Raw genomic sequence first — 21,738 nt, forward strand, 5'->3', positions numbered from 1 at the left:
CTGTAGATGCCCGGCGTCACGCTGTCCTCCATCTCCCACACGCTGATGCCCTCGGCGGAGGTGCTGCCGCCCGACGGCGTCGCGTGGTACGGAATAACCCCGTAGCCCGGAAAAGGCTGGTGCTGCCGCGCGCTGTCCGCCAGCACCAGCGTGTGCCTGTCCGCCTCGTGGCGGAAGAAGTAGTAAATCCCCTCCAGCTCCATCAGCCGGCTGATAAAGTCAAAGCTGCTCTCCTGGTACTGCACGCAGTACTCCCACACCCGGTAGCTGCCCGTCAGCCGGTCCTCCACCGTCACGCCGTACTCGTCCAGCAGCGTTTTGATTATCTGCACCACCGTCTGCCCCTGGAAGATGCGCAGGTTGCGGTCGCGCTTCATCGGCCACAGGTCCGGCTCCATGCTCAGGCGGTACACCGCGTAGCGCGTGCCGTTCAGCTCCTGGCTGTAGACCCCGGCGCGGGTGATTTTGCCGTTCAGGTAGCGCGTGCCCATGCCCTGCGTGGGGATGCACACGGTAACCGGCTGGCCCAGCAGCGTTTTGCGGTCGAGGCGCGCGTCGGGGCTCAGCAGCTCCACGGTGAACTCAAAGGCGTCGGCGAGCTTCTCCCGGCCGCTGAGCTTCCAGAACAGCAGGCCCTCGACCGGCAGGATGACGGTGATACGATCAAACATAGTAATTTCCCGGACTGGCAGGCCCGGCGGGACGCCGGGCGGATAAGGAATGGACAGGAACTGAGCGGCGCGCGCGGCCTCAGCTTTGCGGGTTCAGCAGCCACACGCCTTCGCGATCGACGGTAATGCGCTGATCGCGGGTCTGGCCGCTGTTGCTGATGCTGAAGCGGTAATCGCCCGGCGGCAGCTGCAGCATAGCGAAGCCGTTCGGCGACGGCACCAGCGCCTGCGGATTGCCGTTCATCGCTACTTTATCGCCCGGCAGCAGCTTGATATAGACCTGGGCGACAGGCTCCGGCGGTGGCGCAGGTTCGGCGGCCTTCGCCGTTTCCGCTGGCGGCTGAGAGGCCGTTGGCGTTACTGCTGGCGCAGAAGTCACCTCAGACGCAGAAGTTGCCGCTGGCGCATTCGTGGCGGCCGTCTGCGGCGCATCGTCGCTGCCGCCGCCCGCCATCAGCGCGCCCACGCCAATCCCCACCAGCACGCCTGCGGCAATCAGGCCAGGCACCATAAAGCGCTTCAGCCCGGCGGCTTTTGGCGCAGCCTGCTCTTCTTCTACCGGCACCAGCATGGTGCCAGGCCCGCTGACCTTCACCTCAACGATTTCACTGATATCGCTGGCGGAAAGCGCCATCAGCGCCGCCAGCTCGTCTATGGTCTGCGGCCGATCTTCCGGTTGCAGCGCCAGCGCGCGGTCAATCGCGTGCAGCAGCGGCAGCGAGTAGCCGGCGGGCTTCTGCTGCACCAGCGGCTTATAGTTATCCTCGATGCTGCGCACCACGCTGACCGGCGGCGGCGAGCCAACAATCAGCGTATGCAGCACTGCGCCCAGCGCATAGATATCGGTCCAGGTGCCCTGCTCGCTCTCGTTGTCGTCGCTGTACTGCTCAATCGGCGCAAAGCCCGGCTTGAGCATGGTTTCGGTTTCATCAGAAAGGTTGCCGATAGCCTTGCGGGCGGAACCGAAGTCCAGCAGCACCGGCACGCCGTTTTCCTGGATCTGGATATTATCCAGCGAGATATCGCGATGCAGATAGCCTTCGCGGTGGATAGTATTGATAGCGCCGAACAGCGGCGGCAGCAGGCAGCGGATCCAGGCTTCGCTAATCATCTCCGGGCGGCGGCTGTGCAGCTGCGACAGCGTGGTGCCGGTATAGAACGCCGTGCCCATATAGGCGGTATCGTTCTGCACCCAAAAGCGCAGCACGTGCAGCAAATTCGGATGATTAAAGCGGGCCAGCAGGCGCGCCTCCTGAATAAAGCTGTTCAGCCCGGCGTGAAACGTTTTGCTGAAGCGCTCGCTGCGCAGTACCAACGTCAGATCGTCGCTGCGCACCGCCAGCGAGGCGGGCATAAACTCTTTGATGGCGATGGTGCGTTCAAGCTGATGATCCCAGGCGCGATAGACGATACCGAAGCCGCCGCCGCCGATGACCTCTTTAATTTCAAACTCGTTAAAGCGGTAGCCCACCGGCAGAGCGCCAGGAATGGCTCGCGGAATATCTTGTTCTGACATATTGGACAACTCTCTTAATTGCGGCTTACGCCTCAAACTGACACTGGAACTCGCCGTCGTGCAGGGTTACCCGCAGGCGCTGGTACTGCTCTTCACGCCGGTGTGCGTCCAGCAGCAGCTGGCTCATCTGCGGCAGCAGCGTGTTGGTAAGGATGGCATCGACCATACGGCCGCCGGATTCTACCTCGGTGCAGCGCTGAACGATGCGTGCAATCACGCTGTCATCCACCTCGGAGACGATGCCGTGGTTCTGCGCCAGACGCTGCTGGATGCGCTTTAGCTGTAGCCGCACAATGCTGGCGAGCATGTCGTCGCTCAGCGGATAATAAGGCACCACCAGCAGACGGCCCAGCAAAGCCGGCGGGAAAACCTCCAGCAGCGGCCCGCGCAGCGCGCCCGCCAGCGCGTCCGGTTCCGGCATCAGTTCCGGATCGGCGCACATGGCGCTGATAAGCTGCGTGCCGACGTTGGAAGTCAGAATAATCAGCGTGTTGCGGAAGTCGATATGACGCCCTTCGCCATCTTCCATCCAGCCTTTATCAAAGACCTGGAAGAAAATTTCATGCACGTCGGGATGCGCCTTCTCGATTTCGTCCAGCAGCACCACGCTGTAAGGACGACGGCGCACGGCCTCGGTCAGCACGCCGCCTTCGCCATAGCCGACATAGCCCGGCGGCGCGCCTTTCAGCGTAGAAACGGTGTGCGCTTCCTGAAACTCGCTCATATTGATGGTGATAATGTTCTGCTCGCCGCCGTAGAGCGTTTCGGCCAGCGCCAGCGCGGTTTCGGTTTTGCCGACGCCGGACGGGCCGCAGAGCATAAAGACGCCGACCGGCTTATTCGGGTCGTCCAGCCGCGCGCGGGAGGTGCGCACGCGTTTGGCGATCAGATCCAGGCCGTGGCGCTGACCAATTACGCGCTCGTTCAGCGTGTCGGCCAGCTTCAGCACCGCGTCGATTTCGTTTTTCATCATGCGGCCCAGCGGGATGCCGGTCCAGTCGGCAACTACAGCGGCGACCACGTTGGCATCGACGGCGGCAAACAGCAGCGGCGCTTCGCCCTGTAGCGTTTTCAGCTGCTGCTGCTGCTCTGCGAGCAGCTGCTGAAGGGCGGCAACATCTTCCGCATCATCCTTATGCAGCCGCTCGCGCAGCGCGATAATGGCGTCCACCAGCCCGCGTTCGCTCTGCCAGCGTGCCGTCAGTTCATCGCGCTGGCGGCCTAGCGCAGCCAGCTGCTCGCTGATTTTTGCCGCCCGGGACGCATCGCCAATCGCCACTTTCGCCTCGCGCTCCGCTATCTCTTTTTCAATCGAAAGCGCGTGGATGCGGTGCAGGCAGTCTTCCAGCTGCGGCGGCTGCGCGCTCTGGCTGACGGCGACGCGGGCGCAGGCGGTATCCAGCAGCGCCACGGCTTTGTCGGGCAGCTGGCGTGCCGGAATATAGCGATGCGAAAGCTTAACCGCCGCCGCCACGGCCTCATCCAGCAGCAGGACGCGATGGTGCTTCTCCAGCGTGGTGACGGTGCTGCGCAGCATCAGCAGCGCTTTCTCTTCGTCCGGCTCCTGCACCTGCACGGTCTGGAAACGCCGGGTCAGCGCCGGATCTTTCTCGATATATTTTTTGTATTCCGCCCAGGTGGTCGCGCCGATAGTGCGCAGCTGGCCGCGAGCCAGCGCGGGTTTTAACAGGTTGGCGGCATCGCCCGTGCCCTGCTGGCCGCCCGCGCCGATCAGCGTGTGGATCTCGTCGATAAACAGGATGATCGGCGTCGGGCTGGACTGCACTTCATTGATCAGCGCCTGAAGCCGCGCCTCAAATTCGCCTTTCATGCCCGCGCCGGCCTGCAACATACCGATATCCAGCAGCCACAGCTGCACGTTGCGTAGCGGCTCCGGCACGTCGTCTGCCGCCATGCGCAGCGCCAGGCCTTCCACCACCGCCGTTTTGCCGACGCCCGCTTCGCCGGTCAGCAGCGGGTTGTTCTGGCGGCGACGCATCAGGATATCCACCATCTGGCGGATCTCTTCATCGCGTCCGGCGATCGGATCGATCTTGCCTTCGCGCGCGCGCGCCGTCAGATCCTGCGCGTACTGTGCCAGCGTGCTTTTTTGCTGCGGCACGGCACCCTCCTGGACGGGCGCGGCGGTGATGCTGCTCTCCTTGCTGTTGGCGAACACGCTGTCGAACTGCTCCAGCAGCGTATCGGCGCTGATACGGCCAAACTGCGGCGAAATACTTTTCAGCACGTTGGCCAGATTGAACGTTTTCAGCAGGCCAATCAGCAGATGGCCGCCACGGATCTGCTGCACGCCGAACTTCAGCGAGCCGTACACCCAGGCGCGCTCAACCGCGCTGTCGATATGTTCGGACAGATCCGACACCGCGCTGGCGCCGCGAGGCAGACGATCCAGCGCCCCGACGATATCGCGCGTCAGCGCCTCTTCATCCAGTGAAAAATAGCGGATCGCCTGTTGCAGATCGCCTTCCTGCTGCTGCATAAGCTGATGCAGCCAGTGCACCAGCTCCACATAGGGATTGCCGCGCAGCTTGCAGAAGGCGGTGGCGCTTTCCAGCGAGGTAAATAACAGCGTGTCCAGTTTGCCGAACAGTACGGCGCGGCTGATTTCTGACATGGTTGTTCTCGGTAAGTAGATGACGGTTAAAACAGAGAGCCGTAAAGAACAAGCCCGATAAGCGAGCGGCCCGGTTCGGCAAGGCGGCCGGAAAAAGTGACTTTCTCTGTCAAGGTCGTGCGGGTTTTAACAAAACGTTATCTGGCAGCGACCTGCTCCGCCGGTTCCGGGCTGAAGGTCAGATCGCGCAGCGGCTCGCCGCTTTTTAAATGGCCGAGCCAGCTGTTAAAGCCGAGCCGGGTTGCGTCGCCGGGCCGGATCCCTTTGGCCTCTTCCGCCGCCAGGATCAGCTTCAGCTCCCAGATATATTCAATGCCCAGGTATTGCCGTACCCAGTCGCGCAGCGCAAGAGTCCAGGCCTCGCCCGGCAGAAAGCGGTTATAGGTTTCCAGCGGCATCGGCCCCAGCTCGATGCGGAACTTATGCTGCACGTCACGCACCGCCACGCCCAGAAACATCGATTCGCCCAGCTTCGGCGCGTGGCGGCCCGCGCCCAGCTTCGCCCGCTCGCGGCTGTCGATCGGCAGCCAGTGCGGCACGTTTCCCACCAGCCTGACCGGCACCTTAAAATAGTGGCTGAGGATCTTTTGCAGGCCTTCGACGTCGCGCGCGTGGCGGGTTAAATGCCCGGCCACCGCAAAGCGCGCGTGATCGCTCAGGCTGCCTTTTGCCAGCTGGCCCGGCTGGCCCATGCCGATCAGGCTCGCCAGATAACGATCGAAGCGCTGATTGTCTTCCCGATCCAGCGATACCGTTGGCTGCGCGTCGGCCCAGGCGCGGTAAAACAGCAGCGTCAGCCGATGGTGAAACAGGTCGGCAAAGGCCGACATACTGCGATCCTGATGATGAATAATGCGCTCGCGGGCGTACTCCGTCAGGTGCGTCGGCAGCGGGCCGTTCGGGCCAAACAGGCCGAAGCTTAAAATTGAGATGTCGTGCAGCGAGCTGTTGTCGCGCGGGCCGGCCTTTGACAGCGTGGCGGGCGCGAAGGCCAGCGACGGCTCCTGACCGATGCGCAACGGCTCATGGCGCGGCAGCGGCGCGCGGCCGAGCGGATAGCGCTCGCCGCCCTGTGCGTCCAGCCTGCGCAGCAGCTGAAACAGGTCGTAGCGCCACGGTGCCTGCGTCACGCCCGACCAGAACGCCTCCGGCAGCCGCTGCGTTTTGCGAATGCGCAACACGTTCATATCAGCGCCCTTTTGCCCATGCGCGCGGGCCAGTAGCCGACCTCGCCGCGCTGCTGGCTGGTCAGCGTCAGCTCGGTAAAGCTGTTGATGGCGACCAGCCTGGCGAAGACCTGCTCCAGCACGCTGCCCAGCAGCCACGGGCTGGCGCCGGAAAACGCCTGCTCGTCGACGCTCAGCTCAATGCCGATGCCGCGCGCGAACACGATCGGGCCGGGTTCCGGCACCCGACGGCTGACCGGTTTGAGCCGACAGTGGCGAATGCCTTCAATCTGCCGGGCCACCGGCGCTTCCGCCAGATTGGCATACAGCCCCAGCAGCTGGCGCAGCGCCGTGGCGCCCTGGCCGTCGTCGCTGTCCATCAGGCTTAAATAATTCAGCTGCAAATGGCTGATCAGCCGCCAGGTCGCCATGCCTTCCGCCAGCGCCGGACGCGGCGGCGTTGGGCCTTTGCGCAGCGTCAGCTGGCTGACCGGCACCGAGTCCGCCATCATAAAGTTGCCCTGATCCTGCGCCAGCAGCATCAGCGGCAGATCGCGACTGGTGCACAAAACTTCTGCCGTCAGATGGGTCAGATCGTCGCGCCACGGCGACTGGCGCTCATCCACCAGCGAAAGAAAGACTTCGGAGCCGATATAGCCGGTGCGCGTACCGTAACGCTGCGCGCGTTCAGACAGCGTGCGCTGCTCGCGGCGCAGCGAAAAATAAGCGCCGTAGTCGCCTTCGTCACGGCTGAAGGTGCTCCAGAAAGGCCGGAACACCTGCTCGCCCTGCTGCCTGTCGCCCGTGGCGTACAGCTTCTGCACCGAGTAAATCTCGTAGTCGAGCGGGCGAATGTTATCGACCACCAGATGGTATTCATGCACGCCTTCGCTGATTTTCTGCCGCTCCGCCGTTTTCGTGAACAGGTTGATAACCGGCGTACAGTGCAGCGCCAGATGGCTTTTGTCGATCGTCCGCTCCAGCGCCGCGTCGGCTTTGTCCAGCAGCAGGACGATCTCAAAGGCTTTTACCTCTGGCCCACAGCGTGAAGGCAGCTCGCCCAGGCCGCTGATGCTGACAAACTGGAAGCGCGCAGGAAAAGCGAAATATTCCTGAAGCAGCCTGTAACCGTCAAAGTTGCGCAGATCTTCCGGCAGCAGTGCCTGGTTAGCCGCAAAGCCCTCCTGCTTCAGCGCGTCGTCGCCCAGCACGACCCGCTGCGGCTGCGGCTCCACCGTCTGGCAAAAGCTGCCGACCGTGTGCTGCATCATCAGCTCCAGCAGCTGCTGCGCCTGAATGTCCGGGCCGCTGAGAAAAAACATCAGATCTTTCAGGGTCAGATGGCTCAGCGCCACTTCGCTAAAACACTCCAGGCGGATACGCAGCGCGCTGACCGCACCGCGCTGGCTCAGCCCCATGCTGCCAAGCGGGATATCCGCCGGCACGCCGCCCAGTTCCACGTGAGCGATGCGCAGCGGTTGCAGCATCACGTCGTGCGCCGTGGCGTAGCTACAGGTGACGCCGCTTTTTTTCAGCATCTGGCTGTCCATCATGGTGCCGCGCGGCACCATGAAACCGCCGCTGATATCCCCTTTTTTACCGTCGGGATGCAGTTCAGCAATCGCCATTGAAGGCACGGGCGAAAGATAGTTGGGCGCGATCATCTCCAGCATCCGCTGCGAAAAGCGCGGGAACTCGGCGTCCATTTTCAGCTGCACGCGCGAGGTCAGAAAGGCGAAGCCCTCCATCAACCGCTCGACATAGGGATCGGCCACGTCAATGCCGCTCATGCCCAGCCGTCCGGCGACTTTGGGATAGCGTTCGGCGAACTCCGCCCCCATTTCGCGCAGGTACGCCAGTTCACGGTTGTAATAATCGAGCAGTTTGCTGTCCATAATTACCCTACGTCTTTCAGTTCAAAATGGCCGTTTTCTAAATCCAGATCGGTGCGGAACAGAAACTCCAGCGGATAAGGCACGCACCAGAGCCGCCCTTTGATTTCAATCGACAGCATGTTGTGCAGGCTGAGCGAGCTGGTGTCTGATATGCAGCGCACCTGAAGCCCCGCCGGCAGAATGCGCGGCTCAAAGTACAAAATAGAGTTGGTGATTTTGCGCTGGATGTCGGCCAGTTCGATATCGGACATACGCTGTCCGGCCAGCGGCGCAACGCCAAAGTTATAAGCGGAGCGCTGCACGTGCGGAAACGGCGAAAGATCCTGCTGCGCTTCGTTGTTGATGCTGTTGAACAGCCACTGCAAATCACGCAGAACGTTGCGCTTCAGCGTGGCGTGCGAAATCACGCGGCTGCCGGGGGCTTCCTGCGGCTTATCCGGCGCGTTGTCGGTCAGCCTGTCCAGCAGCGACGGCTGCATTTTATCGCGCGCCGTCATCGTCTCCCTGCCGCGCTGGCGAAAACCGCCGTGCAGCAAATCGCGACCGTCACTCATCGTCGGCTTCCGCTGCAAAGACAATATGCGTCAGGCTCAGCAGCGGAAAATCCTGCTCTTCGCTCAGCCAGGTTTTCTGACCGTGGCCGATAAACTGCTGGTCGTCCAGCGGCGTCCACTCGGTGACGGCGGCCAGCCGCAGGTTGTCTTCGGCCGTATCGGCAAACGGATAGCGCACCGGCAGCTGGCAAACCTGTTCGCTGCCGTCGATTAGCGTGACGGCCGTGTGCCGCCAGACCAGATCGGTGACGCTCGCCGGCGGCTGAAAACGCATTTCGCGCACGGCAGCGAACGGCAGCCAGGTGTAATGGCCGTTAACGATCAGCTCACAGATCGGGCCGAGCCGTCCGTCGCCGTCGATCAGCCATGCCACGGTCTGCGTCTGCTCGTCCTGCATGGTGACGCGGGCCGGGTTGGCCTGCGCCGCCGCAAAAGCCGCCGCGCGTAACTCATCGGCCTCTTCGGCATGCTCCTTACGCAGCGCCTTCAGTAACGCTTCCGCCCAGGCGAACGCCTCGCCGGGCATTCTCGGCATCGCCAGGCCTTCAAAGACCGCCGCTCGCTGGATTTCTGCCGTAATGGCCTGCTCCAGCAGCGTAACCGTGGGCTTTGCCTGCGGCTTTAAAGCCAGCCAGGATTTCAGCTGGGTTTTGGCGCGCGGCCAGTGGCCCGCCAGACAGAGCAGCTGTACGAAGGCGGCGCGCAGGTCGGCATCTGCCGGGCGGCTTTTGATATCGCTTTCGACGCGCGCCAGGGTTTCCAACAGCGTGGCGCCGGACATCAGTTGAGTCAGAGATTTCATAGCTTTCCTCGGGCACAGGGGTCAGTTAAGCGTCCGGTAAGCACCGGCGGCCGGATCTTTCAGCTGCGGATGGATTTCATCCACCAGCTTGACGATCACCGCGCCGTCGGCCAGATAGGGCGACCAGACCTTACGGACTTCGTCCAGGCGCGCCTTCAGGATACTTGCATCGCTGGCTTCCTGCTGGCTTATCGCCACCACCACGGTGCCGTCAGCCTGCCAGCCGTTCAGCGCGGGCGCGTAAGGCACGATCATCCAGCTCTGCGGCGAGCGCTCGTCGCTCAGCACCATACGCTCGTTGTTGACGGTGGTGATCTGCGTATCGCGACCAATCGCTTTGCCGTTCAGCCCGGAAACCGGGAAACCCTGCACGAAGCTGACCTGACGGCTTTTGGCGCCGCCTTTGCCCAGCTGCGTTAGCTGGCTGTCGCCGCTGAGCCAGCCGTCGCTGCCGCAGGTCACGCCGCCTTTCGCAGGCACAAACAGCGCGCTGGCCTGGCTGGCGTTATTCCACCAGGTGCGGAAGTGGCAGCCGTCCAGCAGACTGAACTGGATCCACGGCGTGGTATCCGCAGGCGGCGATAGATCTTCTGGCTTAACCGGCGCGGCGGCTGGCGCGGTTTCTGTCGGTGCGGCCTGAACCGGCACGGTGGGTGTTGCCGCCTGTACCGGCGTGGCCGCTGGCGTTTGTGCCTCCATTTTGCTTTGCCAGCCCTGCGCTTTAGCGGCGCTGCCGTGCGCCAGCGCTTTGCCGTTGCTGTCGGTCAGCTGCCATTGAAACGTGGCTATTTTCGCGCAGCTGTGCGACATCAGGCCCGCGACCTGCGGCAGCAGCTCGTTTACCTTCGCCGGATCTTTATCACCGTTGGCCACGATGCGCAGCGCAACATCGCGCTTGCACCAGCTGGCAGGCTTCTGATCTTTAACGTTATCGAGCCAGACATCCATTTGCAGCGATTTAGCGGTGACGACGCGGTAATCCTGTGCCCAGGCACCGGATGCAATCAGCAGGGTGACACCCGTTAGCCAATATTTCATGTGGGTTAAAGCCTTATTTTAATCACGAAGAGGGAAAAACTGCGCTGCGGCTTCCAGCGAATGCAGCAGCGTGGTGTCCTGCGGATCGCCGACCCAGACGGCGACGGCGCTGTAATTGTCCTGGCTGGCGGCGGCCTGCCGCTCGTTTTTGCGGATAACCTGCTGCATCAGCGTCAGCCATTCGTCCGGCGTATTCACCATATGCAGCGACTCCTGCATGTTTTCCTGCGAAAGCCCGTGCCAGAACCCGTCGGTGCAAAGCAGGAAGGCGTCGCCGTCTTCGATCTCGACCACGTCGCTGTAGCTGGCGTCGCGCTCCTCATCGCCCATGCCGAGCGCAAAATAGAGCAGATTGCCGTTGATGCCTTCGGTCTGGTGACCGGCGTCCTTCATCTGCTGCACCAGGCTGTGATCGGTGGTGACGTGATAAAGGTAGCCGCGTCGGAACAGATAAAGGCGGCTGTCGCCCGCGTGCGCCCAGTAGGCCAGGTCGAAATCGCGATCGATAAACAAGCTCACCAGGGTGGTGCCCATGCGCTTATGGTCGCCGATCGCCTGCTGCTGGCGAATTGCGTGGTTGGCGTCGTTAACGTAGCGGCGAATACTTTGTGCGTCCAGGTGTCGCTCGCCGTCAAAGCGCTGGAGAATGGTATCGCGCGCCAGCGCCGCCGCGACGTCGCCGCCGGGCAGCCCCGCCACCCCGTCGCAGACCACGAAGCAGGCCGAGCGTTGGCCGATGCGCTCGCCGGTCTGATCCTGGTTGCTTTCGCGAGCGCCCTGGTGCGACATAGAGGCAATGGTGATATTCATCATTCTTCCGATCTGATTTGAGAATCTTTGTACTGGTTCACTTCCATGTCGTAGGCGTGCAGGAAGGCTTCGCCAAACAGCGTATGGAAGTCATCCTCAATTTCGCCCGCCGTTTCACCGTAGCGTTTGGCGAAGTGCTCCCACAGCGCGGCTTTACGGCTGTTGGGCAGCGACAGGCGAGAGATGGCGCCCTCTTCGCGCGCTTCTTCTTCCAGCTGCTGCGGGTTAAAGGATTGCAGCATCGAAGCGATAATCGCGCGGATCCCGGCGATCATGCCCAGCTGATGCGCCTGTAAATCGACCAGCGCATCGCGCACCGACTGCTTAGGCGGCATAAAACCCGGCATCCGGCTGCCGAACATCTGCATCAGCACCGATTTACCGGAAGGCAGCAGCTTAAACGGGTTGTTGGCCTCGTCGAGGATCACCGTCATTTCCGCTTTTACGCCGCGCTTGAGGATCGAGCGGGAGGAGAGCAGCGCCACCGTTCCCTGCGAGAACATGCTGAGCATCTGGCCCAGCTCCTGCATCGCGTCGCGGTCAAAGCGCGGCGTCGGCTGTAGATCGTTCAGCCCCATGCCGCCGATCAGCGCCTCCAGCAGCTCGCCGTCCAGCCGCTGACCGTCGCCGGAAGCGCTGTGCTGTTGCGAAGCCGTATTGGCGACCGGATCGATGCGCAGACGGCCTTTTGGCGGCGGCGTAGTGCTGCGCGCAACGGCCTGCGGCGTCGGCAGGGTGATGCCGCCGTACTCCTGCTGCGGCGGCCGCGCGGCGGCGGTGGGCTCGCTGAAATCGGCGTCGCTCGCCGGGTTTTCAGCAAAATGCGGAGGCTGGCCGCGATCCGTATCGCTTTGCGGCAGTTCAGCAAACAGCGGCGACTTGCTGAGATCGTCAGCGGCCTGCGGGTTTGTATCAAACAACGGTGACTTGCTGAGATCGTCAGCGGCCTGCGGGTTTTCGCCAAACAGCGGTGACTTGCTGAGATCGTCAGCCGTCTGCGGGTTTGTATCAAACAGCGGCGACTTGCTGAGATCGTCAGCGGCCTGCGGGTTTGTATCAAACAGCGGTGACTTGCTGAGATCGTTAGCCGTCTGCGGATTGCTTGTTGGCCTGCTGGTCGTCTGCGGCTGGCTGTCCAGCGCCTTTGGTGCCGGCGGCACAAACGCAGTCTGTGGCCGCTTCTGCTGCGGTTCATCCACCGGCGTCAGCGGGACGGCGTTGCCCATCATCAGCCCCAGCGGATCGTCGCCGTCGGCTGGTGTGCTGTTGCCGCTGCCGAACAGCGCCATCGGATCCAGCTGCTGCTTTTTGTCCTGCTGCGGCTGCGTCAACGTGCCCGGCGTGCTGTCGTCAAAAATGCTTTGCCGATCGAACAGCGACTCGCTGCTGAACAGAGAGTCAGACGTGCGATCCCGACGATCCAGCTGCGGCGCTGGCTTATCGGCAAACTGCGCCAGCGGATCGACCGGGTTACGATCCTGCGCTTTTTCCGTCAGAGGATCCGATCCGGCTGGCGCCGGCCTGCTGCGGCTGGACAGGTTGTCGCTGATAGAAAACTCCTGCGCCAGGCTGTCCCAGATTTCACTGGGAATGGCGGCAGGCGCGCTTTCCTGCGGCGGCGCGGCCGGTCGGGCAACCGGCGCGGGTCTTGCCACGGGCTGCGCCGCCACGTTGAGTTCGCTGACCTGTAAACGGTACTCATCAATGCTAAGGATGTCGCCATCCTGCAAATCCACCTGCCGACCCCGCTCCAGCGGAATATCGTTCAGGTGCACCAGCGTCACGTTGCCGCGGTTGGTAATGCGGCATTCGCCGTCGGCCGTGATATGTACAATGGCCTGCAGACGGGAAATGGTGCGGTCATCGTCCGGCAGCACCAGGTTGTTGTCGGCGCCACGGCCGATAGTGCCGCCCGGCGGCAGAAAGTCGCAGCTGCTCTGCGGCGGCTGCTGGCCAGCTTTGGTCGCTATTATCGTAAATCGCATCACGTTTTCCTGCGTTGGATTTCGGCGTTCGGGCCGCGCCGGTAGACCCGGCGGGCGTTGAAACTGATTGCTGCCCGGCATGGATTGCGCTATCCCGACAGCTTTAAACAGGGCGACGGTTTCGTCAGCGCATCGTGCCTTCGACGCTGTCTGTCACCTGGTCGCCCTTGCTGATATTCATTGTCCAGCGTTCAAAGTCATTGGTGATAAAGGTGTATGTATAATCAGCGTTTTCAAAAGCGTATCCGCGAAAATCGCAAACTTCCGGGCAGTGCACATTAACGGTTTTGCCCTGCAGCAATATGCCTTTCCCATTGAGCTTGCTTCTGGAGTCCAACGTGACGTCATTGCAGTCAACATTGCCTTCTTCGCACCAGGCCGTAATACGGGCCAGATATTTTTTGCTGTCAAAGGTGGCCGTATTGGCAGGATGCGCCGCATAAAAGCGACGAATTTTCGGCACGCTGTCTATTGACGCATTATTCACTCTTTGCGACAGCGCATTATCGACCAGCAGCGAGCGGGACTGGGGATCGTACGCCAGCACCACCGCAACCAGCGAGGTTTCTACCAGCGTGGTGGCGGTATAAATCACAGCGATTTTCACCTCACGGTCGCCAGGCGAGGAAATTACGCCCACGCCTTTCACGTCTTCGCACGCTTCGCCGTCAAAACGATTGAAGCCAATGGTCGGCACCAGGTTTGTCAGGCTTTCACCATCGCGCGACCAGCCAATAAAGCAGGCGTTCATATCGGCCCGCAGCAGACCTTTGCCCGGCACCATCACGCCCAGTAAATGGCCGCTATCCCGTACGGCAAAGGTCTGCTGGCCGAACGGCTCTGCGCCAGCGATATCCAGCGACAGGGCTTTTTGCGCCAGTTCAGGCACAAACGTATCCGCATCTGCCGTGGCCAGATGCGGGCTGGCGACGGCGATGTTGGTTAATAAGGCAAGAGAGAGTAAAAGGCGTTTCATGCTGAGTTCCGGTAAAAAATTAAGGCATAGCGATATATAAATTATTGCTTTGACGTATTAAATACATAACCAGTCAGGCGATTACGCTAAACAGATAGTTATCACCTTAATCTGATTTTTAGCGCAGTATCTTTCTGCTCAGGCAACCTACGTAAGAAAATCACATGTGGCTTAAATTTATATTTTTATAGCGGATCAAGGTGAAGAGAGAACATTCACCGACATTTATTCGGCAGGTGGTAAAAAGGTGAAATCGCCCTCTGCCGGATCGTCTTTATCGCTGATCATCTGCCTGGTTTTCTGATCGACATAAACGCTGAATAATCTGTGCTGCGTCTCGGGATCGCCCGGACAATCGCCGCCGTGCTTTTCCACTACGTCGATCAGATCCAGACCAGGTTCAGCGTCTGCCGTTAGCAGGTAGTTAACGCAGTTGGCGTCCGTCACCAGCTTGTTTTTCTCAACGGTATTTTCAACCTGTATAACTGCTGACTCCGCTGTGCTGGTGGCCGTGGCGTAAAAACTTATCCCTGGAAAGAGAACAAAAAGAGTTAGTTTTAAGATTTTCATTATTTTTAATATTCTATCCTGCTGCTTCTGGTCGTAGTCTGTCAGACAGCATGTTTTGCCTTAAAAACGATAGTCTTATAACCTGAAAGGTGAGAATGAAGTTTATATTCGCCATAATAATTTGTAGGGAATTTTTTTGAGATTTTCAGCACGTTCATGGTCAAGCTTTGCAATATATTTGTTAGTTGCAATAGCATTGGCGGGCGTGCTTTCTTCAGCAGTAAAGGTTTTGAGTTTACACTGAGCTTCTCTGTACTTTAGCCAGCCACGTTGGCCTTCAAGGAGAACACCAAAATATTGCCTCCCTAATACCTCGTGCGATCTGTATGCGTGTTCAATAATTTCTTTCGCTTCCGCGAATTGCTTATTCAATAAAGCCTCTACCCCATCTTTTTCTTAGCGGAATATTTTAAAACTTCACCTTCAGCTTATGGATTATGGATTATGGCATGCATCTTCAGCAAAAGATTAATTTGCAAAAAATAGAAAAAAACTATAGAGGATAAATATAAATATTTTATCCATAAAAATCCTTAAATGCTTTTTTCAGTAAAGAATATCACACTTTTCCCTGCGCTACATATTTTAAGATGCGCGCCCCTACACTATAGTAAAACCCAAATGGAAATAAACGGACCTGGCTATCAACACGGGGTTAGATTTTTAGTCATCCTTTGATGAAAAATCGGCCATAATTCCTCTAATCGCCGAGATAAGGATGACGCTATACTGCTGTTCAAGGATCAACATTTTTTATTATTATCTACTCCTTCTAATGTAAAGTATTTAGGATGAATAAGATAAGGGATCTGAATCTTCCTATAATTATTGATATTTTATTTATGATGATAGTTCGTAAAATAATTCGCGACAACCTACCCTACATAACTGAATGCTATTTTCTCACTGGCCTCCAGAAAGACCAGCTCGCTTAACTTTGACAAGTAAATAAAAAACCAGATTAATATAATAAAAAATACAGAAAAATCTCGCGTAATTTAAAAAGAAATAGATATCGATATAATCTATTCCATCCTACCTTTATCTGATGAGATTACCTTACCGTTCTTTAATATATCAAGATCCCAAATATTATTGTTCCCTGATACAAAGTAGTATTTATAGGCACCATTATTAAATTCATAACCTGCAAAATCGCATACTTCAGGGCAGTTAACATTCACTGTATTACCTTTTAAAATAATCCCCTTCCCCGTTTTATTACTTTTTGAATCAAAAGTTACATTATCACAAGAAAGATTTCCTTCAGCGCAATGCGATGTTATTTTTGCCGTATATTTATCTCCATGAAATGTCATTGTATCTTCTGCATTAGAAAAGGAAGACCATCCTGCAACAGCTGAGGAAAATAAAACAAAAACCATAACCTTTTTCATTTTTATCCTGTATAAATTAATAGACCCTTACGTAAACTGAATTATGATAAACACGTAATTCAGTTTTACGGCGATTTATTACACCTTTATTTACCTTGCCCTGGCTTTTATTCCATAACATCCATGCAGCGTCAAGATCGCCATTAGCTTCACCATTAACTATCTTAGCAACTGTTGTACTCGGGAACCCTTTTAGCTCCTTCCCAATATTGTAACAAAAAATTACAAGTGCATCATATTCATTTTGACTCAGATTAACAGTAATTACACGTTTAACTGTCGCTTCAAAATCAATTAGTTTTACGGCAAGCAAAGAAGTTGCCTCTGCAAGTGTTATTCCATTTTTATATTGTAAAAATGTTCTATTGCTTAAAAGAACTCCATATCCAACCGTCGCGCCTTTACAAAATTCGGTTATCGGTTTCCCAGTCTGATCATCATAAGGCATCGCCCGGAATTGCTCATAGTCCTTTAATAAAGCTAAGCCTTTAGCGCTAAGTTTCATGCCTGATGGATGATACTTCACCCCTGGACCGTCACCGATAAAAGCTTTATTTTGTATAGGAGGCAACTGAGGATCAGGTCTACTTCCCAACGAGCCTGCAATAAGATGCCTGAAAGTCACACCACCTACTTCAATTAATGCATCTGGATGAGAAATAAAATGGCTTTGATATTTACGTATTGCTTTAACAGTATTTTTACCACAGTGGCCATCAATTCTAAGGTGATATCCTTTATTTACTAAAAGGCTCTGAATCTTTTTTACATCATCATATTTATTGATGCCATGCATTCCTACTGATGAATATATTTCCATAATTAATAGCTCTACACTCAAAAACTCAGCCAATATATTATTCATTAAAAGGCAAATGCCCACCCCTAAATAATTGGGAATGGGCAATGATAATTAAGCTTCTTTATTTTCTTTGATATTCCAGCCAGCGCTGCTTTCTGCGCCTTTACCGCCGGAAGAACTCTGCTCCCAGTACTGCTGCTTCACTTTGGAAGCCTGGAAGGAGTAGCTCATGCCTACGGTGTCGCCGTTATCAGCACCAACGTACTGCACGTTCGTCACCAGCACGTCTTCCAGCGTAATGCGGGTGTATTCAACCTGAGTGCCGCCAGCTTTGCATACGGACAGCTCAACTTTGGCGATGTGCTTGCCGCTTGCGCAGTTTTTCAGCAATGCCGTAGTAGATTTGTCAATCAACGCGCTAACGTGCAGGTCGTTAAAGTTAACTTTACCGGCACCGCCGCCGCCGCCAACAGACATATTGCCCGGCTGAGAGGCGCCCCAGGAGAAAGAAGTGATATCGGTCCAGCCTTTATGGTTAGAGTCTTTCGACTCGCCGGTTACACCGTCTACCTTCATAAACATATCAATAGCCATTATTTTCTACTCTTTTTTGATGGACAATTTTGCTTTTGACAAAGCAGCGACAGACAAAAAGGCATGCTTTTTGTCTTTTTTCCGACGATCTTGCAGCCGACCGTACAGAAATCTTTTAACCCGTCGCCAGGACGTAAATTTATTTTTTCCGGGAAGAGGAAATCACAGCGGAATAAATTAAATTTACAGATAGCATTGGCAGATATAAATTAGAGACTTATCACATGGCGCTTCACTTAAAAGGTCAGCGTTAAATAATGAAAAAAACTTTTTTGTCATTACTCAGCGTTATTTTTTTAGCGCTGTCCATCTATGCTCTGTTCACGCTTGCCAGCGGCATCTGGCTGGTAGCCCGCTATGAAAATTTTGATATAAACGCCTCAGGCTTTCTTTCGGGTGAACTGCTGTTCACCGCGCTCTGCCTGGGCTTCTGTTTTTTGATAAGGAAAGCGGCCAAAAAAGCACGTTGACCGCTTTAGCTTGAATTAATCAGCTTATAAAGGGAGCCGCCTTACCTTCCGCCAGCATCCAGCAGTAAGCTCTCCCTTCAGCCTTTAAGCATCATCGCTTTTCAGCGAAGGCAGCTTAGAGACCAGACGCAGCGACACGGTCAGGCCCTCCAGCTGGTAGTGCGGACGCAGGAAGAATTTTGCGGCGTAATAGCCCGGATTATCTTCCAGCTCTTCCACCAGCACCTCGGCGGAAGCCAGCGGCTTGCGGGATTTGGTTTCCTGCGAGGAGTTGGCCGGATCGCCATCCACGTAGTTCATCACCCAGTCGTTCAGCCAGCGCTCCATCTCTTCACGCTCGCGGAAGGAACCGATCTTGTCGCGCACGATGCACTTCAGATAATGCGCAAAGCGGCAGCAGGCAAACAGGTACGGCAGGCGCGCGGCCAGACGTGCGTTGGCGGTGGCGTCCGGATCGTGATACTCGGTCGGCTTCTGCAACGACTGCGCGCCGATAAAGGCGGCGAAATCGGAGTTTTTGCGGTGTACCAGCGGCATAAAGCCGTTTTTCGCCAGCTCGGCCTCGCGACGGTCGCTGATGGCGATTTCGGTCGGGCACTTCATGTCCACGCCGCCGTCGTCGCTCGGGAAAGTGTGGCAAGGCAGATTTTCCACCGCGCCGCCGGATTCCACGCCACGGATCGCCGTACACCAGCCAAACTCTTTGAAAGAGCGATTGATGTTGGCCGCCATTGCGTAAGCGGCGTTCGCCCAGGTGTAGTTGCCGTGGTTCGCGCCCTCGGTTTCTTCCTCAAAGTCGAAGCTGTCGACCGGATTGCTGCGAATGCCGTAAGGCAGACGCGACAGGAAGCGCGGCATCACCAGGCCCAGGTAGCGCGCATCTTCCGATTCACGCAGGCTGCGCCAGGCAGCATACTCGCTGTTCTGGAAGATTTTGGTCAGGTCGCGCGGGTTCGCCAGCTCCTGCCAGGACTCCATCTGCATCACTTCCGGCGCGGTGCCGGTGATAAACGGACAGTGCGAAGCCGCACCGATACGTGCCATCTCGCCCAGCAGCTCCACGTCCTGCGGGCTGTGATCGAAGTAGTAGTCGCCTACCAGGCAGCCGAACGGCTCGCCGCCGAACTGGCCATACTCTTCTTCGTAGATTTTCTTGAAGATCGGGCTTTGATCCCAGCCGACGCCTTTGTAGCGCTTCAGCGTGCGGCCCAGCTCTTTCTTCGAGATGCTCATAAAGCGGATTTTCAGCATCTCGTCGGTTTCGGTGTTATTCACCAGATGGCTCAGGCCGCGCCAGGCGCCTTCCAGCTGCTGGAAATCTTCGTGATGAATAATCTGGTTGACCTGCTTAGACAGCTTCTCGTCAATCTCGGCAATCAGCGCCTGAATGGTACGGTAAGCGTCGTCAGAAGCGGTAACGGTGTTTTCCAGCGCCTGCTGCGCCAGGGTTTTCACCGCGCTTTCCACCGCCGTGCGCGCAGAGTCGGTTTTCGGGCGGAACTCTTTGTTCAGCAGCGAGCTGAATTCATCCTGGCTCCAGGCCTGCTGGCCCTGCTGCTCAAGCTGGGAAGGATTGGTCATTACTGCTCTCCTTCTTTAGCCGCGTCATCCTGCTTTGGCAGGTGGCTGAGAGATTGCAGCAGCGTCGGATCCTTGAGGATTTTGGCAATCAGCTCTTCCGCGCCGTTTTTGCCGTCCATATAGGTCAGCAGGTTGGAAAGCTGGGTACGCGCATCCAGCAGCTTGTTCAGCGGCTCGACGTTGCGTGCCACCGCGTCCGGCGAAAAATCTTCCATGCTGTTGAAGGTCAGATCGATGTTCAGATTGCCTTCGCCGGTCAGCGTGTTTTGCGCCTGGAAAGCCACGCGCGGCTTCAGCGCCTTCATGCGCTCGTCAAAGTTATCGACGTCGATATCCATAAATTTGCGTTCGTCGACCGACGGCAGGTTATCGACCGGCTTGCCGACCAGATCGGCCATCACGCCCATCACAAAAGGCAGTTCGATTTTGCGTTCTGCGCCGTAGATCTCCACGTCATACTCGATCTGTACGCGCGGCGCGCGGTTACGGGCGATAAATTTCTGCCCGCTGGATTTACTAGCCATAATGTTCTCCATTGGTATGCGCGATTAGTCAGGACGCCTCAGTCGTGACGCCCGAAAATGTTTTCCAGCTGATGCACGCCGTCCGGCGCCAGGTCGCGGATAATGCTCATAAAGTCCATCTCGATCATGCGCTGTACGCGGTCGATCATCAGCGGCGCCGGATGGCTGGGTTCGTGCTGCACAAAATACTGTTTCACCTTTTCCAGCATCAGCTGCGCATCGGCGCGCGATGCGGGCTGCACGCTGCGCCAGTCGGTCTGCGTCGTCCTGGCCGGTTGCTGCGTCGGGGCGCTTTCCGCCTCTTCGCTGGCGGCCTGCGGGAGCAGAGCGCTGACGTCGGTCATTTCACAGGCCTGCGCGACGGTATTGACCGTTTTCAACAGCTGCGCCATTTCCGGCACGCCGCTTTCGCCCAGGTGCTCCATCAGCGTTTCACGAATGGTTTGTAACCGCTCACTTATGCTGCGAATAGCGACAATGCCCGGTTGTTCGCTCCGGGCCAGCTCGTCCAGCAGCCTTGCGCGACCGCCGGGAAACTCGTCGCACTCGCTTTTGCTGCCGTCCAGCAGCGCACAGGCGTCGCGCAGAGAAAGCTGATCGGCGGCGTTACGCAGCAGCAGCGACTGGCGCAAAGCCGTAGTAAGCGCTGACTTATCACCTAAAGCCGCCAGCGCGTTGATGCGGTAAAAGGGATCGTAGTCGCCGTCTTCGGTCAGTACCGGCCACAGTGGCTCCCAGTAGAGCAGCAGCGACTGCTTGATCAGCTGTAAGCCGTCGGCGTAGCCGCTTAAGCCTCGCAGCTGGGTCCAGGCCTGGGTCAGCGCCAGCATCACGCGCAGATCTTTGCTGCGCGTCAGCAGGCTGCCCGCCAGCTTCGCCACCTTGTTCCAGTCCGCCGGTTCAGCGGGAATGATGGTGTCGCCAAACTGCTGCTCGGCTTTGCCCGCGCTGGCCTGCTCCATCGCCATATAGTCGGCGTCATATTCCAGGTTTTCCCCGCACGGCCGATCGCTGCTGATGGGGGCTAGTAGCTCGTCAAGATTCATGGCAGTTCCTTACTCGAACATCGGCGGATAAAGACCGTGGCGGCCAGGCTTCGCGCCAGCGGCCGGATCGAACAGCATCGAAAACAGCTGGCCGGTGAAGTTGCCGCTGTGCACGTGGGTATAAAGCGGCTTGCCGTCGGCCTGATTCGTCCACCAGAAGCTGGTGTAGTGCTGCGGATCGAAACAGTCGGAAGCGCGTCGCCAGCTCAGCGTCGCCCGCTGTTCCTGATAGCCGATAGCGTCAAGAATGGCCGACTGCTGCGGCTGCGGCAGGTTCAGCGCCAGCAGCGTGCCGTCGAGCTGTGCCGACGACCAACCTTCACGTACGGCGTTCAGCAGGATGCGGCCCAGCTGCTGATACCAGTCACCCGCCAGCGCCAGCTGCGCCTGCGTCCAGCTCTGCGGCGAAAAGGTTATCAGCGCGCAAAGCGGATAAAGCCGGCCAACGCTGTCGCGCGAGGGCACCAGGCAGCCCATCTGGATCTGCTGGCTGCCCAGCATCGGCGGCACCACAAAGTTCCAGACCGGCGCGTCGGCAAACTGCCGTTCGCCCTCGGTGTTTTCCTGGCGATGCAGCAGCCCGACCTGAAACCAGTGCGACCACTGCGCCAGCAGCGCGTCCGGGAAACGACGCTTTAAAAAATCGCCGCCGCTCGGCAGCTTTCCATACCAGCAGAGTGCGGGCGTCTGACTCATGTTGTTCTCC

21 protein-coding genes are annotated in these 21,738 nt (G+C 57.6%); 1 reads left to right on the forward strand and 20 read right to left on the reverse strand.

The genetic code is table 11. The features are described from left to right. From QCD69_RS20930 to QCD69_RS21005, 16 genes are all read right to left on the reverse strand, one after another. The coding region (locus QCD69_RS20930; protein WP_301253413.1) for a type VI secretion system Vgr family protein at positions 1-671 on the reverse strand (671 nt) is incomplete at its 3' end. 79 nt (positions 672-750) lie between these two features. Beyond that, the gene (locus tag QCD69_RS20935; protein ID WP_301253414.1) at positions 751-2,187 is read right to left on the reverse strand and encodes a serine/threonine protein kinase; all 1,437 of its coding nucleotides are present in this window, start codon (positions 2,185-2,187) and stop codon (positions 751-753) included. 25 nt (positions 2,188-2,212) lie between these two features. Then, on the reverse strand, positions 2,213-4,822 hold the full coding sequence (gene tssH / locus QCD69_RS20940) for a type VI secretion system ATPase TssH (RefSeq protein ID WP_253455481.1): 2,610 nt from the start codon (positions 4,820-4,822) through the stop codon (positions 2,213-2,215). A 137-nt stretch (positions 4,823-4,959) separates the two neighbouring features. Next, entirely contained in the window at positions 4,960-6,009 is a 1,050-nt protein-coding gene (gene tssG / locus QCD69_RS20945; RefSeq protein WP_301253415.1) for a type VI secretion system baseplate subunit TssG, read from the reverse strand. Next, on the reverse strand, positions 6,006-7,883 hold the full coding sequence (gene tssF / locus QCD69_RS20950; protein ID WP_301253416.1) for a type VI secretion system baseplate subunit TssF: 1,878 nt from the start codon (positions 7,881-7,883) through the stop codon (positions 6,006-6,008). Before tssF ends, tssG begins: the two co-directional genes overlap by 4 nt. Positions 7,884-7,885: 2 nt before the next feature. Beyond that, positions 7,886-8,437 (reverse strand): type VI secretion system baseplate subunit TssE, encoded by a 552-nt coding sequence (gene tssE / locus QCD69_RS20955; protein ID WP_125290453.1) that lies wholly within the window; start codon positions 8,435-8,437, stop codon positions 7,886-7,888. Beyond that, complete coding sequence (locus tag QCD69_RS20960) at positions 8,430-9,239, reverse strand: type VI secretion system accessory protein TagJ (protein ID WP_301253417.1); 810 nt, start codon at positions 9,237-9,239, stop codon at positions 8,430-8,432. The genes tssE and QCD69_RS20960 overlap by 8 nt, the downstream gene beginning before the upstream one ends. Positions 9,240-9,260: 21 nt before the next feature. Beyond that, entirely contained in the window at positions 9,261-10,277 is a 1,017-nt protein-coding gene (locus tag QCD69_RS20965; protein WP_301253418.1) for a hypothetical protein, read from the reverse strand. Positions 10,278-10,295: 18 nt separating this feature from the next. Then, positions 10,296-11,087: a PP2C family protein-serine/threonine phosphatase gene (locus tag QCD69_RS20970; protein ID WP_301253433.1), complete on the reverse strand. Its 792-nt coding sequence runs from the start codon at positions 11,085-11,087 to the stop codon at positions 10,296-10,298. Then, the gene (gene tagH, locus QCD69_RS20975; RefSeq protein ID WP_301253419.1) at positions 11,087-13,072 is read right to left on the reverse strand and encodes a type VI secretion system-associated FHA domain protein TagH; all 1,986 of its coding nucleotides are present in this window, start codon (positions 13,070-13,072) and stop codon (positions 11,087-11,089) included. The genes QCD69_RS20970 and tagH overlap by 1 nt, the downstream gene beginning before the upstream one ends. Positions 13,073-13,196: 124 nt before the next feature. Continuing rightward, the gene (locus QCD69_RS20980) at positions 13,197-14,048 is read right to left on the reverse strand and encodes a hypothetical protein (protein WP_301253420.1); all 852 of its coding nucleotides are present in this window, start codon (positions 14,046-14,048) and stop codon (positions 13,197-13,199) included. A gap of 225 nt (positions 14,049-14,273) precedes the next feature. Then, positions 14,274-14,618 (reverse strand): hypothetical protein, encoded by a 345-nt coding sequence (locus QCD69_RS20985; RefSeq protein ID WP_301253421.1) that lies wholly within the window; start codon positions 14,616-14,618, stop codon positions 14,274-14,276. A gap of 102 nt (positions 14,619-14,720) precedes the next feature. Then, positions 14,721-14,990 (reverse strand): lysozyme inhibitor LprI family protein, encoded by a 270-nt coding sequence (locus QCD69_RS20990; RefSeq protein ID WP_301253422.1) that lies wholly within the window; start codon positions 14,988-14,990, stop codon positions 14,721-14,723. 653 nt (positions 14,991-15,643) lie between these two features. Next, positions 15,644-16,015, reverse strand: a complete 372-nt coding sequence (locus QCD69_RS20995) for a hypothetical protein (RefSeq protein WP_301253423.1) — start codon at positions 16,013-16,015, stop codon at positions 15,644-15,646. A 16-nt stretch (positions 16,016-16,031) separates the two neighbouring features. Further along, positions 16,032-16,880: a glycoside hydrolase family protein gene (locus tag QCD69_RS21000; RefSeq protein WP_301253424.1), complete on the reverse strand. Its 849-nt coding sequence runs from the start codon at positions 16,878-16,880 to the stop codon at positions 16,032-16,034. 48 nt (positions 16,881-16,928) lie between these two features. Then, positions 16,929-17,411 carry an Hcp family type VI secretion system effector gene (locus QCD69_RS21005; protein ID WP_301253425.1) on the reverse strand — a complete coding sequence of 161 codons (483 nt, stop codon included), beginning with the start codon at positions 17,409-17,411 and terminating at the stop codon, positions 16,929-16,931. Positions 17,412-17,668: 257 nt separating this feature from the next. Here QCD69_RS21005 and QCD69_RS21010 point away from each other — a divergent pair, with 257 nt between their 5' ends. Beyond that, positions 17,669-17,881 (forward strand): hypothetical protein, encoded by a 213-nt coding sequence (locus tag QCD69_RS21010; RefSeq protein ID WP_253455506.1) that lies wholly within the window; start codon positions 17,669-17,671, stop codon positions 17,879-17,881. An 84-nt stretch (positions 17,882-17,965) separates the two neighbouring features. Here QCD69_RS21010 and tssC read toward each other — a convergent pair whose 3' ends face one another. The 4 genes from tssC to tagF are packed head-to-tail and all read right to left on the reverse strand — an operon-like array spanning position 17,966 to position 21,728. Then, positions 17,966-19,462, reverse strand: a complete 1,497-nt coding sequence (gene tssC / locus QCD69_RS21015; protein ID WP_253455508.1) for a type VI secretion system contractile sheath large subunit — start codon at positions 19,460-19,462, stop codon at positions 17,966-17,968. Next, on the reverse strand, positions 19,462-19,998 hold the full coding sequence (gene tssB / locus QCD69_RS21020) for a type VI secretion system contractile sheath small subunit (protein ID WP_253455511.1): 537 nt from the start codon (positions 19,996-19,998) through the stop codon (positions 19,462-19,464). Before tssB ends, tssC begins: the two co-directional genes overlap by 1 nt. 26 nt (positions 19,999-20,024) lie before the next feature. Then, a complete protein-coding gene (tssA, locus tag QCD69_RS21025) occupies positions 20,025-21,032 on the reverse strand; it encodes a type VI secretion system protein TssA (protein ID WP_301253426.1) in 1,008 nt (335 codons plus the stop codon). Positions 21,033-21,041: 9 nt separating this feature from the next. Next, on the reverse strand, positions 21,042-21,728 hold the full coding sequence (tagF, locus tag QCD69_RS21030; RefSeq protein ID WP_253455515.1) for a type VI secretion system-associated protein TagF: 687 nt from the start codon (positions 21,726-21,728) through the stop codon (positions 21,042-21,044). Positions 21,729-21,738: the final 10 nt, after the last annotated feature.

Origin of the sequence: Erwinia sp. PsM31 (assembly GCF_030433775.1) — a bacterium.
GTDB classification, from domain to species: Bacteria; Pseudomonadota; Gammaproteobacteria; order Enterobacterales; family Enterobacteriaceae; genus Erwinia; species Erwinia aeris.